Source organism: Kitasatospora sp. NBC_00070, assembly GCF_045041205.1.
GTDB lineage: Bacteria > Actinomycetota > Actinomycetes > Streptomycetales > Streptomycetaceae > Kitasatospora.
In genome coordinates this window covers 1,949,690-1,964,534 of record NZ_CP108247.1, presented here as the reverse complement: position 1 = coordinate 1,964,534, position 14,845 = coordinate 1,949,690, and the positions used below count along the sequence as shown (strand labels likewise).

Annotated in this window: 11 protein-coding genes; 3 read left to right on the top strand and 8 right to left on the bottom strand. The window is 71.2% G+C overall.

Translation table 11 applies throughout. From position 1 onward, the window contains the following. Nucleotides 1–134: 134 nt before the first annotated feature. The 3 genes from OHV05_RS09095 to OHV05_RS09085 all read right to left on the bottom strand — a co-directional run bounded on the left by OHV05_RS09095 (nt 135) and on the right by OHV05_RS09085 (nt 3,576). Nucleotides 135–1,139: a cyclase family protein gene (locus tag OHV05_RS09095; RefSeq protein WP_405017211.1), complete on the bottom strand. Its 1,005-nt coding sequence runs from the start codon at nt 1,137–1,139 to the stop codon at nt 135–137. 147 nt (nt 1,140–1,286) lie between these two features. Next, nucleotides 1,287–2,330 carry an aldo/keto reductase gene (locus tag OHV05_RS09090; RefSeq protein ID WP_405017210.1) on the bottom strand — a complete coding sequence of 348 codons (1,044 nt, stop codon included), beginning with the start codon at nt 2,328–2,330 and terminating at the stop codon, nt 1,287–1,289. Between the two features lie 64 nt (nt 2,331–2,394). Continuing rightward, entirely contained in the window at nt 2,395–3,576 is a 1,182-nt protein-coding gene (locus OHV05_RS09085) for an NADP-dependent malic enzyme (RefSeq protein ID WP_405017209.1), read from the bottom strand. 229 nt (nt 3,577–3,805) lie between these two features. Here OHV05_RS09085 and OHV05_RS09080 point away from each other — a divergent pair, with 229 nt between their 5' ends. Continuing rightward, nucleotides 3,806–4,240: a MarR family winged helix-turn-helix transcriptional regulator gene (locus tag OHV05_RS09080; protein WP_405017208.1), complete on the top strand. Its 435-nt coding sequence runs from the start codon at nt 3,806–3,808 to the stop codon at nt 4,238–4,240. An 87-nt stretch (nt 4,241–4,327) separates the two neighbouring features. Here OHV05_RS09080 and OHV05_RS09075 read toward each other — a convergent pair whose 3' ends face one another. The 3 genes from OHV05_RS09075 to OHV05_RS09065 all read right to left on the bottom strand — a co-directional run bounded on the left by OHV05_RS09075 (nt 4,328) and on the right by OHV05_RS09065 (nt 7,545). Next, nucleotides 4,328–5,359 carry an aldo/keto reductase gene (locus OHV05_RS09075; protein ID WP_405017207.1) on the bottom strand — a complete coding sequence of 344 codons (1,032 nt, stop codon included), beginning with the start codon at nt 5,357–5,359 and terminating at the stop codon, nt 4,328–4,330. A 52-nt stretch (nt 5,360–5,411) separates the two neighbouring features. Continuing rightward, on the bottom strand, nt 5,412–6,230 hold the full coding sequence (locus tag OHV05_RS09070; protein ID WP_405017206.1) for an alcohol dehydrogenase: 819 nt from the start codon (nt 6,228–6,230) through the stop codon (nt 5,412–5,414). 64 nt (nt 6,231–6,294) lie between these two features. Continuing rightward, entirely contained in the window at nt 6,295–7,545 is a 1,251-nt protein-coding gene (locus tag OHV05_RS09065; protein WP_405017205.1) for a hypothetical protein, read from the bottom strand. Nucleotides 7,546–8,121: 576 nt separating this feature from the next. Here OHV05_RS09065 and OHV05_RS09060 point away from each other — a divergent pair. Then, nucleotides 8,122–10,122, top strand: a complete 2,001-nt coding sequence (locus OHV05_RS09060; RefSeq protein ID WP_405017204.1) for an FAD-dependent oxidoreductase — start codon at nt 8,122–8,124, stop codon at nt 10,120–10,122. A 198-nt stretch (nt 10,123–10,320) separates the two neighbouring features. Then, nucleotides 10,321–12,102 (top strand): glyoxylate carboligase, encoded by a 1,782-nt coding sequence (gene gcl, locus OHV05_RS09055; protein ID WP_405017203.1) that lies wholly within the window; start codon nt 10,321–10,323, stop codon nt 12,100–12,102. Nucleotides 12,103–12,162: 60 nt separating this feature from the next. Here gcl and OHV05_RS09050 read toward each other — a convergent pair whose 3' ends face one another. Both OHV05_RS09050 and OHV05_RS09045 read right to left on the bottom strand, forming a co-directional pair. Beyond that, the gene (locus OHV05_RS09050; protein WP_405017202.1) at nt 12,163–13,341 is read right to left on the bottom strand and encodes an alginate lyase family protein; all 1,179 of its coding nucleotides are present in this window, start codon (nt 13,339–13,341) and stop codon (nt 12,163–12,165) included. Nucleotides 13,342–13,361: 20 nt separating this feature from the next. Continuing rightward, entirely contained in the window at nt 13,362–14,768 is a 1,407-nt protein-coding gene (locus tag OHV05_RS09045; protein WP_405017201.1) for an RICIN domain-containing protein, read from the bottom strand. Nucleotides 14,769–14,845: the final 77 nt, after the last annotated feature.

The following is a 14,845-nucleotide window of genomic DNA, read 5'->3' as shown; positions in this document are numbered from 1 at the left end:
CTCGGGAACGGACCGGGAGCGGTCCTCTGCGGTGGTGGGCGTACGGAGCCGGCCGGTTCGTCCGAAGGAAACGGCCGAAGGCGGGCCCGCCACGCGGTGACGCGGCGGGCCCGCCCAATGGGTGGGGCGATCGGTCAGTAGACCGCTATCAGGCGGGTCGGGCCGCCGAAGCCGCCCTTGTGCTTGGTGGTGCCGACGATCGCGACGGCGCCGCGGTCCGGCACGGTGTGCAGGTTGTTGGCGCCCTCGATGCCGTACTTGTTGGCCGGCAGCAACTGCCGGTGTGCGCCCGGGTTGTGGCTGTTGGCACCGGAGTCGAGCGACGGGGTGTCGCTGGCGGCACCGGCGACCTGGCGCTGCAGCATCAGCTCCGCGGCGTCGAAGCCGAAGCCGGGGAAGTGCGGGTTGCCGTCGGAGTCACGGATGATGAAGGCGCCGGGGCGGGTCACGCGGCCGCACCAGCCGGAGTCCATCGCGACGATCGAACCCTTGGGGATGGTGCCGTAGCGGCTCTCGTGCCGCCTGAGGTCGTCGGCGGTGACGAGGGCCTCGGGGTTGTTGAAGGCCCGGTCGGCGATGCGGATGACACAGAGCTCGGCCACCAGGTTGTTGACCGGGATCTCGTCGGAGTGCCAGGCGGCCGAGTCCGTCGAGAAGTGCGCCGGCGCGTCCATGTGGGTGCCGGTGTGCTCGTCGATGTCGAGCTTCATGGCGTTGAAGCCGTCGACGTCGAAGTGTGCGGACTGCTGCATGTTCGGCAGCAGCACGTACGGCGTGTAGACCGGGAAGTCGTTGCCGAAGGTGTGGCTGAGGTCCCGGATGGTGCGCGCGCCGCCCAGTGCGGAGGCCGCGAAGTTGGAGACCTTGGTGCCCTCGGCCGCCCGCACCTCGGCTGCGGCGGCGGTGGCCGGGCGCGGGCCGAGGAAGCCGAGGCCCGCCAGGGTGCCGCCGAGGGCGGCGGCCATGCCGGTCAAGGTCCGGCGGCGGGTGGGACCGGTGACTCCGGTCGCCTTCGCCGCCTTGTCGATTCTCTCCAGCACCTCTTCGCTGGGCGTGTAGGTGGAGGAGCTGTGGTCATGGTCGTGGTCGAGACCGAGCGCATGGGCGCGGTCGTGGTCCGCATCGTGGATGAGCTGCATCAGCCCGGATCCGCACATGGGTGTCCCTTTCTGGCAGGTCTGATCGACTGCTGAGATCTGTAAGAGATCGTACGATTAACAGTGAGCTGATGGCTAGGGGAAAGCGAGATTCGGGGCCCGGCGCGGTCTGGCGCCGGGCCCCGCGACTCAGGCCCGGCTGGGGCCGGTGCCGGCCCCGGTCCGCTCGATCGCCGCGGTGATCTCGGCGAGGTCCTGCGCCGTCAGCTCCAGGCCGGCGGCCGGCAGCCAGCCGTCCACCTGCTGGGGTGTCCGGGCCCCGACGATGGCCCCGCTGACGCCGGGCCAGGCGAGCACCCAGGCGACCGCGACCGCGCCGACGCCCACGCCGTGTCGATCGGCCACCGGCCGCAGGGCGTCCGCGAGTTGGAGGTTGGTGATCAGGCCGGTGGTGAAGTCCGGGTGCCCGGTGCGCCAGTCGTCGGCCGGCAGGGCGGCGGCGCGCTCGGCGGAGAAGGTGCCGGTCAGCAGGCCGGACTGCATCGGCGAGTACGCGATGACGCCGGTCCCGTGCGCCTTCGCCCAGGCGATCTCGGCGGCGGCGCCCCGGTTGACCGCCGAGAAGGCCGGCTGGATCGCGTCGACGTGGGCGATCCGCTCGGCGCGCTCCAGCTCCGCCACCGAGTGGTTGGACAGACCGATCGCGCGGACCTTGCCCTCGGCCTTGAGGTCCGCCATCACCTGCCAGTACTCCTCGATCGGCGTGGCGTTGGGGGAGACCGTACCCGCGGCGCCGCCCCAGTCGAGGGACTCGCCGGTGTCCGGGTAGTGCACCTGGTACAGGTCGATCTGATCGACGTTCAGGCGGCGCAGCGAGTCCTCGAGTTCCCGGCGGACGCTCGCGGGCTTCATGATCCGGTGCGGCGCCGCAGTCGGGTCCGACGGGTCCCAGACCAGGCCGCACTTGGTGAAGACGTACGGGCGCGCGTGCGCCGGCAGCGTGGCGAGCGCCTTGCCGATGACCTCCTCGGAGTGACCGAGGCCGTACACCGCGGCGGTGTCGATCCAGTTCACACCCCCGTCGACGGCGTGCTGGACCGCGGCGACGGACGCCGCGTCGTCCTGGGGGCCCCAGCCGTAGCGCCAGCCGTCACCACCGATGGCCCAGGCGCCGAAGCCGGTGCGGGAAAGGGTGATGCCGGTGATGCTCAACGACTGTTCCGACAGCCTCATGGCGATGAATTCCTTTTTTTCACAGGTTGGTTGACAAGGGCCGCCGCAGGATCGGCGGTCGTGCTCAGCGCCGGGACACCCGGTCCCGGCGGGCCTGCTCGGCCACCGCCGCGGTCACGGCGGGGGCGACCCGGGGGTCGAAGGGGCTCGGCACGATGTAGTCGGCGCGCAGCTCGTCCGGGGCGATCGTGTCGGCGATGGCCGTGGCGGCGGCGAGCTTCATGCCCTCGGTCACGGTGGTCGCGCGGGCGTCGAAGGCGCCCCGGAAGACTCCGGGGAAGGCCAGCACGTTGTTGATCTGGTTCGGGAAGTCGCTGCGCCCGGTGGCGACCACCCGGGCGTACCTGGCGGCCACCTCGGGCGCGACCTCGGGAGTGGGGTTGGAGAGCGCGAAGACGATGGCGTCCTCGGCCATGCCGGCGATCGCCTGCTCGCTCACGGTGGCCCCGGACAGGCCGATGAAGACGTCGGCGCCGCGCAGGGCCTGCTCCACCGAGCCGGTGTAGCCCGCCTTGTTGCTGTCCGCGGCCAGTGCCGCCTTGACCGGGTTGAGGTCCGAACGGCTGGGGTGCAGCATGCCCTTGCTGTCGGCCACGGCGAGGTCGCCGATGCCGGCGTCGAGCAGGATCCGGCTGACGGCGACCCCGGAGGCGCCCGCGCCCGCCACCACGGCGCGCAGCTCGGACAGTCTGCGGCCGGTGAACCGGGCGGCGTTCTGCAGCGCGGCCAGCGTCACGATGGCGGTGCCGTGCTGGTCGTCGTGGAACACCGGGATGTCCAGGGCCGCCCGGAGCCGGTCCTCGACCTCGAAGCAGCGGGGGGCGGAGATGTCCTCCAGGTTGATGCCGCCGAAGGAGGGGGCGAGCCGGATGACGGTCTCGACCAGGGCGTCGACGTCGGTGGTGTCCAGGCAGATCGGCACGGCGTCGAGGCCGGCGAACTTCTTGAACAGGATGGCCTTGCCCTCCATCACCGGCATGGCCGCGGCCGGGCCGATGTCGCCCAGGCCGAGCACGGCGGTGCCGTCGGACACCACGGCCACGGTGCGCGCGGCCCAGGTGTAGCGCTGTGCGAGCGCCGGGTCCTCGGCTATCGCGGTGCAGACCCGGGCGACCCCGGGCGTGTAGACGAGGGACAGCTGCTCGGCGTCGTCCACCGTGACGGTGGAGTGCATCGCCATCTTGCCGCCGATGTGCACGGCGAAGGCGGGGTCTTGGTCGAGCGGATGCGAGGTCGGCACTGACATGAGGGGCTCCAGGAGGTCGACGAGGGGAGTCGGAGCAGGCCATTCGTTCTCAGTATGAGATAAGAGATCTGATATGCACAAGGTTCCTTATGAATTGGTCGCCCCGCCCTGCGCACCACGGGTGCCGTGGCCATATGGCCCGCACCTGCCGGTGCGGAGGGTGTCGACTCACTTCGCCGGACCCTGCGGCCCCCTGTATCCATAAGAGGTATGCGGGTAGTCTGGCTTCATGTACCCCTCCACTCATGAACGCCTGGGGCAGCACATCAAGCGGGTCGAACAGGAGTTCACAGCCGCCAAGCACGCTGCGTTGCGCCCCTTCAAGATCAACGTCCCGCAGTACAGCGTGCTCTACGCGCTGTACCAGGAGCCCGGCCTGTCCGGCGCGGTGCTGGCCAGACGCTGCATGGTCACTCCCCAGACCATGTCCTCCGTCCTGTCCACGCTGGAGAGCCGAGGGCTGGTGGAGCGCAAGCCGCACCCGGTGCACGGCCACATCCTGGAAGCCCGGCTGACCCGGACGGGTCGGCCGCTGCTCAACCGCGCGAACGTCGCCGTCCAGGAGGTGGAGCAGCTGCTGACGGACAGCTTCGAGGCGGAGGAGGCCAAGCTGTTCCTGGCCCAGCTGGACCGCTGCTCCGAAGCGTTGAACGCGAAGAAGTAGCCCCCGGGGTCCGGACGGTGGGCCCCCGGGCCCCGACCGGGCTGCGCGCCGGCGCGGCCGGGCCGGGTACGGGGCCTGCTCCGCGACTCAGCCGCGGCGACGGCGCAACGTGGCATCCGTCAGGTGGATCGGCGTGTGGTCGGCGTCCGCCGGGTTGAGGTCGGTGCCGGGCGGCACCAACGCGTCGATCCGGTCGAGGACGGCGTCGTCCAGGACCAGGTCGGCGGCGGCCAGCAGATCGGTGAGCTGCTCGACCGTGCGCGGCCCGATGATGGCACTGGTCACCGCCGGGTGGCTCAGGGCGAACGCCAGCGCCAGGTGGGTCAGCGTGAGGCCGGCCTCCTCGGCGAGCACCGCGAGTTCTTCGACGACCTCGTACTTGCGGACGTTGCCCGGCAGGCTCTGGTCGAACTTGTGCGCGATGAAGTCCTTGCGGAAGTCGTTGAGTTCGAGACCGTTCTGCTTCCGGTAGCGCCCGGTCAGCCAGCCGCTGGCCAGCGGGGACCAGGTCAGCACCCCCATCCCGTGACGCTGTGCGGTGGGCAGCACCCCGCGCTCGATGCCGCGCATGAAGACGGAGTACGGCGGCTGCTCGGTGTGGAAGCCGATGTGTCCGCGCTCCTTGGCCGTCCACTGCGCCGCGACGATCTCCTCGGCCGCGAAGTCCGAGCACCCGATGGCCAGCACCTTGCCCTCGCGGACCAGGTCGCTGAGCACCGACAGGGTCTCGTCGATGTCCGTCGTCGGGTCCGGGCGGTGGATCTGGTAGAGGTCGATCCGGTCGGTGTCCAGCCGGCGCAGGCTGCCCTCCACCGCCTGGCGGATCCAACGCCGGGAATTGCCACGCCGGTTGGGGTCGGTGCCCATCGGGAAGTGCACCTTGGTCGCCAGTACGACATCGTCCCGGCGCCGCTTCAGGGCCCGGCCGACGATCTCCTCCGACTCACCGGCCGAGTACATGTCCGCCGTGTCCACGAGGTTCACACCGGCGTCGAGCGCGGTGTGGACCAGGCGCTCGCACTCGGCATGATCCTTGTTGCCCCACGCTCCGAGCATCATCGTGCCCAGGGCGATACGGCTGACCGTGACACCGGTCCGGCCCAGGATCTCGGTACGCACGCAAACTCCTTTGTGCAGAGGGAAGGAAGGAAACAGAAGCAGGGAACGGTGGTCAGGCCGGCTGGACCGTGGCGCCGACGCCGCCGAACGAAAGCTCGCCGACCGTCAGCAGGTCGAGCAGCTGGGCCAGTTCGCGGTCCTCGGGCGTGGCGGTACGGAAGACGAAGTGCCGCAGACCGGCCTGCGCGGGGCCGCCGAAGAAGCGGAAGAAGCTGGTGTCCGCGCCGTTCGCCGCGAAGCTCTCGTAGAGGAACACCACGCCGCCGTCCGCGACCAGCCCCGCGCCCGCCGTGCTGCCGGCCACCGCGTCGTACACCACGTCGAACGCGCCCTCGGCCTCGGTGGCGTCGCACACCACGTGGGTGGCCCCGAGCTCCGCGACCTGCCCGGCCTCCGAGGCCCGGCCGACGATCCCGGTGACCTCGGCCCGCAGCGTGGCGGCGAGTTCGACGAGGAGCCGGCCGATGCCCTGCTCGGCACCGGTGACCAGGACCCTGCGCCCGGCCATGGTCCCCGCGCTGCGCACCAGGCGCAGTGCGGTGAGCACCGCGACCCGCAGCGCCGCGGCCTGCTCGAAGCTGACGTGGTCGGGCAGCACGACGGCGTACTCGGTGGACAGTGCCATGCACGACGCCCACTCGGTGCCGGTGGCCACGCCCACCACCCGGTCGCCCGGCTTCGGGCCGAACCCCTCGGGGGCGGCGCGCATCACCACGCCGGCGACGTCCCAGCCGGTCAGCCAGCCCTCGGGCAGCGGCTCCGCCTTGATCGTCTCGGCGTGCTCGGGGGCTATCGCCCGGACGGCGATGACGATCTCGTCCTCGGCCTGGGCGACGGACTGGTCCTGCGGGTGGGTCTGGATCTCGGTCATGGTTGTTCCTCATCCTGGGTAGGTGGGCGTGAAGCGGCCGCCCTGGCGGATCGGTTCGGAAGGGTCAGAACGCGTCCCGGACCAGAACGGAGCCCACGGTGGCTCTGCCGTTCAGGGCGGGCGATGCGGTGTCGGCGAGCTCGTCGGCAGTGACGACCTCGAACGCGTCCGGCTGTTCGAGAACACACGAGGCGAGCACGAGGTGCCTGGTCAGGACCTGGTAGCGGATCCACTGGAGGGTGTACTCGTCGGCGGGGACGCCCGGGGCGAGGCGGACCCGGAGTTGAACCCGCTCGTCCCAGCTCGAGTCGTCCAGCACGACCTGGGCGGTGCGCACATCGCCGGTGGCCACGGCGAGGTCGGCGAGCTCCTGTGCGCTGACGGTGTGTCCGTGCATCCGGAAGTAGGGCGACGCGGCGCCGAACAGGCGGACCGCCGGGCCCGGTCGACCGCAGGCGCAGAGGGTGAACTCACCGCGCTCCTCGGTCTCGTAGCGGATCAGCGGAGGATTACGGGCCGGGTCCAGCGTGGTGACGACCAGCAGTCCGGCGACGATCTCCACGTGCTGGGTCGGCAGCGGGTGGTAGACGTCGTCGAGGCAGCGCGGTCCGCGCTGGGCGACCGTTCCGGTCGCCGGGCTGCCGTACAGGCGCCAGACCCGGGTGTTCGGAAGGCAGTCGGCGAGCGTCTCGTCCGGGGTGGAGTCCAGGCTCATGCCGCCGAGGAGCAGGGTGCGCAGCCACGGCAGCGGTCGGTTGGCGGTGGCGATCCCGAGCAGTTGGGTCACCGTCTCGGGCGGTGCCGCCACGGCGGTCACGCCCACCTTGGTGAGCAGCTCCGCCCACTCCTTGTGGCCGCCCTCGGGCAGCCGGCCGAACGCCAGTCCGAGGGTGCCGGACTCGGCGGCGAAGCGGTTGAAGAAGTGGTGGTTCGGCCGCAGCCGTTCCAGCGGGTGCAGATTGGCCAGCACGTCGTCGGCGCCCAACGGCCGCCAGCTGTGGCGCAGTTGCCTGACGCCGAGATCGTGGGGGAGCAGGCTCAGCTCAGGATCGGTCAGGGATCCGCCGACCGCCCAGAGCGAGGAGGTGCCGTCCGCCGTGCGCAGTGCGAGCACCTCCTCGGTGACGCGGGCCAGCTCGTCGTGCCGCAAGACCGGGATCTGGTGCAGCGCGGGTGTCCCACCCACCGCCCACTGCCGGTACTTGGCGGCGAGCAGTGGCAGGCGGACGGCTCGTCGTAACAGGTCGGCCAGGAGATCCGAAGGGATCTCGGGCGCATGAGCCGATAGCTCCTTACCGGGTCGATCCGTACGCATGTCCATCGACTACGCCCCCTGTCTCAGCCGCCGGCGGGTTACCGGACGGAGCACCGGCCCGCCAGCCAGTCCAGCTAATCATTCCTCCGCGAAGGTATCAAGTGCTATCGGGAATCCGCTGTGTCGCGTTCTGCCCGCCCGGGCCGGCGTGGCGGCCGTCCGGGGGTGGTGGCGGTGGCGGGCCCAGGTGGATTTCGCCCCCGGGGAGGCAACTCCCGTCAGGGGCTTGTCCTTTGTCGCCGAGGGCTCGCCCCGTGGCTCCGGCGATCCGCCGGGAAGGGAGTGCGGGCCGGTCAGGGCTGGTGGGGGCGCTCGGCGCCTCGCGGGAGCAGAGTGGGAGGGCCGCCCGTCGGGCGGCCCTCCCACGGCCCTGCCTCACCCTGCCACCTACCCATCTCCTGGAGTGTCACCAGTGCGGGGGGTCCGGCAAACGGGCCGTTGGGGTGACGGCCGATCAGCTGCTGGTCCGGTCGTAGGTCCAGGTGCAAGTCGGCCCGACGGGCCCCGCTGTGACGGCGGGCACAGTAGATGTGCAACTTGTTGCATAGGTGGGCGACGGGCCCCTACCTTGGCGCCATGACCGCGTACCCGAACCTGCTGCGTCCACTCGACCTGGGCTTCACCACGCTCCCCAACCGGGTGCTGATGGGCTCGATGCACGTCGGCCTGGAGGAGGCCGAGAACGGCTTCGAGCGGATGGCCGAGTTCTACGCGACCCGGACCAGGGCCGGCGTCGGCCTGATCGTCACCGGCGGCATCGCGCCGAACGAGGCCGGCCGCCCGTGGGAGGGCGGCGCCAAGCTGACCACCGAGCAGGAGGCGGCCGAGCACCGGGTGATCACCGGGGCGGTGCACGCGGCGGGCGGGAAGATCGCGCTCCAGCTGCTGCACTTCGGCCGGTACGCGTACCACGCCGAGCTGGTCGCGCCGAGCGCGATCCAGGCGCCGATCAGCCCCTTCCCGCCGCGCGCGCTCACCGAGGCCGAGGTCGAGCAGACGATCGAGGACTTCGCCCGGGCCGCCGAGCTGGCCAAGGCGGCGGGGTACGACGGCGTCGAGATCATGGGCTCCGAGGGCTACCTGATCAACGAGTTCGTCGCCGCGCCGACCAACCGGCGCGAGGACCGATGGGGCGGCAGCTACGAGAACCGGATGCGCTTCCCGGTGGAGATCGTTCGCCGGGTGCGCGAGCGGGTCGGGGCCGAGTTCATCCTGATCTACCGGCTCTCCATGCTCGACCTGATCCCCGGCGGCTCCACCCTCGCCGAGGTGGTGCAGCTGGCCAAGGCGGTCGAGGCGGCCGGGGCCACCATCATCAACACCGGCATCGGCTGGCACGAGGCCCGGATCCCGACCATCGCCACCTCGGTGCCGCGGGCGGCGTACGCCTGGGTGACCAAGCGGCTGATGGGCGAGGTGGGCATCCCGCTGGTGACCAGCAACCGGATCAACACCCCCGAGCTGGCCGAGCAGCTGCTCGCGGACGGCCACGCCGACCTGGTCTCGCTGGCCCGGCCGCTGCTGGCCGACCCGGAGTTCGTGGCGAAGGCGGAGCGCGGCACCCCCGAGGCGATCAACACCTGCATCGGCTGCAACCAGGCCTGCCTGGACCACACCTTCAGCGGGAGGATCACCTCCTGCCTGGTGAACCCGCGCGCCTGCCACGAGACCGAGCTGGTGCTCGCCCTGACCCGGCGCCGCAAGCGGATCGGCGTGGTCGGCGCGGGCCCGGCCGGCCTGGGCTTCGCGGTGGCCGCCGCCGAACGCGGGCACGCGGTCACCCTGTACGACGCCGCGGACCGGATCGGCGGGCAGCTGAACGTGGCCAGGCAGGTGCCGGGCAAGCAGGAGTTCGACGAGACGCTGCGCTACTTCCGCCACCAACTGGCGGAGCGTCAGGTCGAGTTGCGGCTCGGCACGGTGGTCACCGCGGCCGCGCTGCTGGCCGAGGGGTACGACGAGGTGGTGCTCGCCACCGGTGTCACCCCGCGCGTCCCTGAGATCCCCGGGGTGGACCACCCGAGCGTGGTCGGCTACCTGGACCTGCTGCGCGGCGACGCGGTGGCCGGCGAGCGGGTGGCGGTCATCGGCGCGGGCGGGATCGGCTTCGACGTGGCCGAGTTCCTGACCGACCAGGACGGCGACTTCTACGCGAGCTGGGGCATCGACACCGAGCACCGGGGCCCCGGCGGGCTGCGCACCCCCGAGCGGCCGAAGTCGCCGCGCACGGTGCACCTGATCCAGCGCAAGCCCGGCAAGGTCGGCGCCGGCCTGGGCAAGACCACCGGCTGGATCCACCGGGCCGAGCTGGCCCACCGGGGGGTGCGGACCGTCTCCGGCGCGAGCTACCGGCGGATCGACGACGAGGGACTGCACCTGACCGTGGACGGCGAGGACCGCACCGTCCCGGTGGACACGGTGGTGCTCTGCGCGGGTCAGGAGCCGCGCCGGGAGCTGCACGCCGAGCTGCAGGCCGGCGGCGCCTCGGTGCACCTGATCGGCGGCGCGGACGTGGCCGCCGAGCTGGACGCCAAGCGCGCCATCGACCAGGGCACCCGGCTCGCGGCCGCACTCTGACCCAGGCCCCCCCGAAGGCCCCCGGCTGCTGCCGGGGGCCTTCGTCGTGTCCGGGCACCGGAGGGTCGGCCCGCCGGGACCGGAGGGTCACCCTGCGGACCGCCCTTGACGATTTGTTGAAAGCGGCTTACTTTTCTTTTCGCATACCAGAATCATCCTTCCGTATCGTGGAAGTCTGACGGACGCAGGAGTAAGCCGATGCCTCGAATGACAGCCGCCCGCGCGGCAGTTGAGATCCTCAAGCGCGAGGGCGTTGACGTCGCTTTCGGCGTGCCGGGCGCCGCGATCAACCCCTTCTACAAGGCCCTCAAGGAGGGTGGCGGCATCAGCCACACCCTGGCCCGCCATGTCGAGGGCGCCTCGCACATGGCCGAGGGCTACACCCGGGCCAAGGCCGGGAACATCGGTGTCTGCATCGGTACCTCGGGACCGGCCGGCACCGACATGATCACCGGCCTGTACTCGGCGATCGCGGACTCGATCCCGATCCTGTGCATCACCGGCCAGGCCCCGGTCGCGAAGCTCCACAAGGAGGACTTCCAGGCCGTCGACATCGCCTCGATCGCCAAGCCGGTCACCAAGGCCGCGACCACCGTCCTGGAGGCCGCCCAGGTCCCCGGCGTGTTCCAGCAGGCCTTCCACCTGATGCGCTCCGGCCGGCCGGGCCCGGTCCTGATCGACCTCCCGATCGACGTCCAGCTGACCGAGATCGAGTTCGACCCGGAGACCTACGCGCCGCTGCCGGTCTACAAGCCGGCCGCGACCCGGGCCCAGATCGAGAAGGCGATCGGCTTCCTGTTGGAGTCCGAGCGTCCGCTGATCGTCGCCGGTGGCGGCATCATCAACGCCGACGCCACCGACCTGCTGGTCGAGTTCGCCGAGCTGACCGGCACACCGGTCATCCCGACCCTGATGGGCTGGGGCATCATCGCGGACGACCACGAGCTGAACGCGGGCATGGTCGGCCTGCAGACCTCGCACCGCTACGGCAACGCGAACTTCCTGGCGTCGGACTTCGTCCTCGGCATCGGCAACCGGTGGGCCAACCGCCACACCGGTGACCTGGCCGTCTACACCAAGGACCGCAAGTTCGTCCACGTCGACATCGAGCCGACCCAGCTCGGCCGGATCTTCGCGCCGGACTTCGGCATCGCCTCCGACGCCAAGGCCGCGCTGGAGCTGTTCGTCGAGGTGGCCAAGGAGCTCAAGGCCGCCGGCAAGCTGCCCGACCGCAGCGCGTGGGCCGCCTCCACCCAGGAGCGCAAGGCCACCCTGCTGCGCCGCACCCACTTCGACAACGTGCCGCTCAAGCCGCAGCGCGTCTACGAGGAGATGAACAAGGCCTTCGGCCCGGAGACCCGCTACGTCACCACCATCGGTCTGTCCCAGATCGCCGGTGCGCAGATGCTGCACGTCTACAAGCCGCGGCACTGGATCAACTGCGGCCAGGCCGGCCCGCTCGGCTGGACCATCCCGGCCGCGCTCGGTGCCGCCACCGCCGACCCGGAGACCCCGGTGGTCGCCCTCTCCGGCGACTACGACTTCCAGTTCATGCTGGAGGAGCTGGCGGTCGGTGCCCAGCACCGCATCCCCTACGTCCACGTCCTGGTCAACAACGCCTACCTCGGCCTGATCCGCCAGGCCCAGCGCAACCTGGACATCAACTTCCAGGTCAACCTGGAGTTCGAGAACATCAACTCCCCGGAGCTGGGCGTCTACGGCGTCGACCACGTCAAGGTCGTCGAGGGCCTGGGCTGCAAGGCCATCCGGGTCACCGAGCCCGACCAGCTGCTGCCCGCCTTCGAGCAGGCCAAGAAGCTGGCCGCCGAGTTCCGCGTCCCGGTCGTGGTCGAGGCCATCCTGGAGCGGGTCACCAACATCTCGATGGGCGGCGCCGGCATCGACGCCGTCAACGAGTGGGAGGACCTGGCCACCGAGCCCGGCCACGCCCCCACCGCGATCAAGGCCCTCAAGGTCTGACGCAGGCTCAACCGATGGGCCCGGCACCGCCGTTCGGCGGTGCCGGGCCCATCGGCGCGCTCAGGCCGGGTTGTTCGCGTGGGTCAGGGTCTCCCAGGCGGTGAAGAGGTTGTCGGTGCCGGCCGGGCGCTGCTTCTCGGTGAGGAGCCGGGTGTTGGTCATGCCGTAGCCGAGGCGGTTGGCCAGGGCGTTGAAGCCGACCTCGGTGACCGGGCCGAGGGACTGGTTCAGGGTGCCGCCGCAGAGCCAGGACGGGACGGCGGTGCCGAGCTGGTACTTGGACTGGAAGCCCAGCGCGTGCCGCAGGCGGTCGGCGATCTCGGGGTAGAGGTCCTGGCCCTGGAGTCGGCTGGTCTCCGCGACGTGCGAGATGGCGGAGAGGCCGTAGCCGGTGTGGGTGAGGTCGCGGCAGGTCTCCTGGGTCAGGCCGTCGACGAAGGTGCTCTGGCCCTGCCAGTAGCCGACGATCTCGTCCCGGGTGTCCAGGCCGCTGCCGGGGACGGTGCGGGGGAGCGGGCCGTCGGAGGCCAGGTAGACGTAGGCGGGCACCCGGCTCCGGAAGAGGGCCACCGCCTTGTCGTAGACGGTGCGGTCGTTCAGGAAGACGCCGATGCCGATGGTCGCCTCCACCATGCTGAGCTCCCAGTTCCCGTTCGAGCGGGAGCCGTTGACCACCTCGGGGAGGTAGACGGTGCGCAGCATGGTGCCGAACCGGGTGACCCGGTCGGCGGGCCAGTTGCCGTAGCCGTACCGGATGATCTCGGCGGCCCTGGGCCAGACCGAGCCGGCCCAGGCGGTCTGCAGCGGGGCGTTGCTGTTGGTGTGGTCGGTGATGGTGCCCGACCAGGCGTCCATGATCTGGATCGCCTTCTCGGCGTACCGGCCGTCCCGGGTCAGGTACCACTCCAGCGCCAGGGTGTACGCCGCGATGGCGTCCTCGCGCTCGTCGGTGCAGCCGTAGTTGGGATTGGAGTAGGACCCGCACTCGACCACCGCGCGCGGCTTGGCGGTCCGGGTCAGCGAGGCGTACTTGCCGGCGTGCAGCTGGTCGTAGGCGGCCTTCCAGGGCTCGGCGCCGGCCTGCACCTTGGCCCGGACGAAGTCCAACTGCCCGCTGCCGACCAGGACTCCGGGGTGGGCGAAGGTGGTGGGGGTGGCCTGTGCGGGGCCGGCGACGGCCGGGAGCAGGCCGAGGGCGGTGGCCAGGACGGCGGCCCCGGCGAGGGCTCTGCGGAGCATGGGCGAGGTCCTCTCGGGGGTCAGGCGGGCAGCAGCCACTGCTGGTTGGCGGCGCCGAAGCAGTCCCAGATCTGCAGCCGGGTGCCGTTGGCGGAGCTCGGGCCGGTGGCGTCCAGGCAGCGGCCGGAGACCGGGTTCACCAGGGTGCTGTTACCGCCGACCTGCCACTTCTGGGCGCCGGTGCCGTTGCAGTCCCAGAGTTGGAGCTTGGTGCCGTTGACCGTGCCGGCGCTGGTGACGTCCAGGCACTTGCCGAGCGCCTGGAGCGAACCGTCCGCCGCCACCGTCCAGGTCTGCGCGGCGGTGCCGTTGCAGTCGTAGAGCTGGACGGCGGTGCCGTTGGCGCTGCTCGCCGCCGCGATGTCCACGCACTTGCCGCCGTAGCCGGTGATCCGGCCGCTCGGCTGCGGCGAACCGCCGCCGCCGGTGATCGAGTTGAAGGTGCGGGCGAACTGGTACGGGCTCTGCGGGGTCCCGCTGCAGGAGTCCGAGAGGGTGCCGTTGCTGGCGCACGCCTTGTCCCGGCCGAGCGCCCAGAAGGCGAGCAGCTGGATGCCCCTGGCGGCGGCGAAGTTGGCCAGCGTGCCGGCGTTGCCGGTACTGAACACCTCGGCCTGGGTGTCGTTGACCCCGATCATCGGGGTGTTGCCCTCCATCGCCCAGAGCTGCTGGTCGGACTTGCCGGTCCAGATGCTCCCGAGCTGGCCGCGCAGGGCGGTGGCCGCGTCGGTGGCGGCCTTGCCCATGTCCATCGCGGGGCCGTAGTCCATGGTCATGATGTTGACCACGCCGACGTCCAGGCCCCGGCTCTTGGCGTTGTTCAGCAGGCTGAGCGAATTGCCCTCCAGGCCGGTCGGGTTGACCGGCAGGGTGTAGTGCACGGCGAGCCGGCGGCCGGCCGCCGCGTACTCCTGCTGGAGCTGGGCGAGCGCCTGGTTGCGGCGGTCGTTGGCAGCGGTGTCGTTGAGCGAGCCGCCCTCGATGTCCAGGTCGATCTTGGTCAGGTTGAGAGTGTCGACCACCCGCTTGTACTGGGCCTTCAGGCTGCCGACCGAGGTACAGGCCTGGCCGAGCTCGGTGCCGGCCGCGCCGCCGAAGGAGGCGATCACGTCACCGCCGGCCGCCCGCAGGCTGTTGATCGCCGACTGCCAACCGCCGTCGGTGATCGGGGTGTTGCCGTTCAGGGTGGCGTTGCAGCTGCCGTCGCTGATCACGAACGCCAGGGTGAAGTACTTCAGGCCGGTGGCGGCCCGGGCGTCGGCCATCGCGGACGGCGACTTCCAGGTCTCCACGTAGGGCGCGGCGTACTGGGCGGGGAAGCCGGGGCCGGGGTTGGCGGCGGCCTGTGCCTGGGTGGTGGCCAGACCGGTGGGGAGCAGGGCGAGCAGCGCGGCCAGGGCGGGCAGGCGCCAGGAGGTACGGGGCATCGGGGTTCTCCAGGGGGGCTTGTGGGGGGAGCGCTCTCCGGGGAGGGTGGCACGGAGTCAACTAGAGCTGAACGGCG

Coding starts and splice junctions, on each gene's coding strand:
- OHV05_RS09095 (WP_405017211.1), bottom strand. CDS start 1,139: ATGCAGCTCATCCACGATGCGGACCACGACCGCGCCCATGCGCTCGGT.
- OHV05_RS09090 (WP_405017210.1), bottom strand. CDS start 2,330: ATGAGGCTGTCGGAACAGTCGTTGAGCATCACCGGCATCACCCTTTCC.
- OHV05_RS09085 (WP_405017209.1), bottom strand. CDS start 3,576: ATGTCAGTGCCGACCTCGCATCCGCTCGACCAAGACCCCGCCTTCGCC.
- OHV05_RS09080 (WP_405017208.1), top strand. CDS start 3,806: ATGTACCCCTCCACTCATGAACGCCTGGGGCAGCACATCAAGCGGGTC.
- OHV05_RS09070 (WP_405017206.1), bottom strand. CDS start 6,230: ATGACCGAGATCCAGACCCACCCGCAGGACCAGTCCGTCGCCCAGGCC.
- OHV05_RS09065 (WP_405017205.1), bottom strand. CDS start 7,545: ATGCGTACGGATCGACCCGGTAAGGAGCTATCGGCTCATGCGCCCGAG.
- OHV05_RS09060 (WP_405017204.1), top strand. CDS start 8,122: ATGACCGCGTACCCGAACCTGCTGCGTCCACTCGACCTGGGCTTCACC.
- gcl (WP_405017203.1), top strand. CDS start 10,321: ATGCCTCGAATGACAGCCGCCCGCGCGGCAGTTGAGATCCTCAAGCGC.
- OHV05_RS09050 (WP_405017202.1), bottom strand. CDS start 13,341: ATGCTCCGCAGAGCCCTCGCCGGGGCCGCCGTCCTGGCCACCGCCCTC.
- OHV05_RS09045 (WP_405017201.1), bottom strand. CDS start 14,768: ATGCCCCGTACCTCCTGGCGCCTGCCCGCCCTGGCCGCGCTGCTCGCC.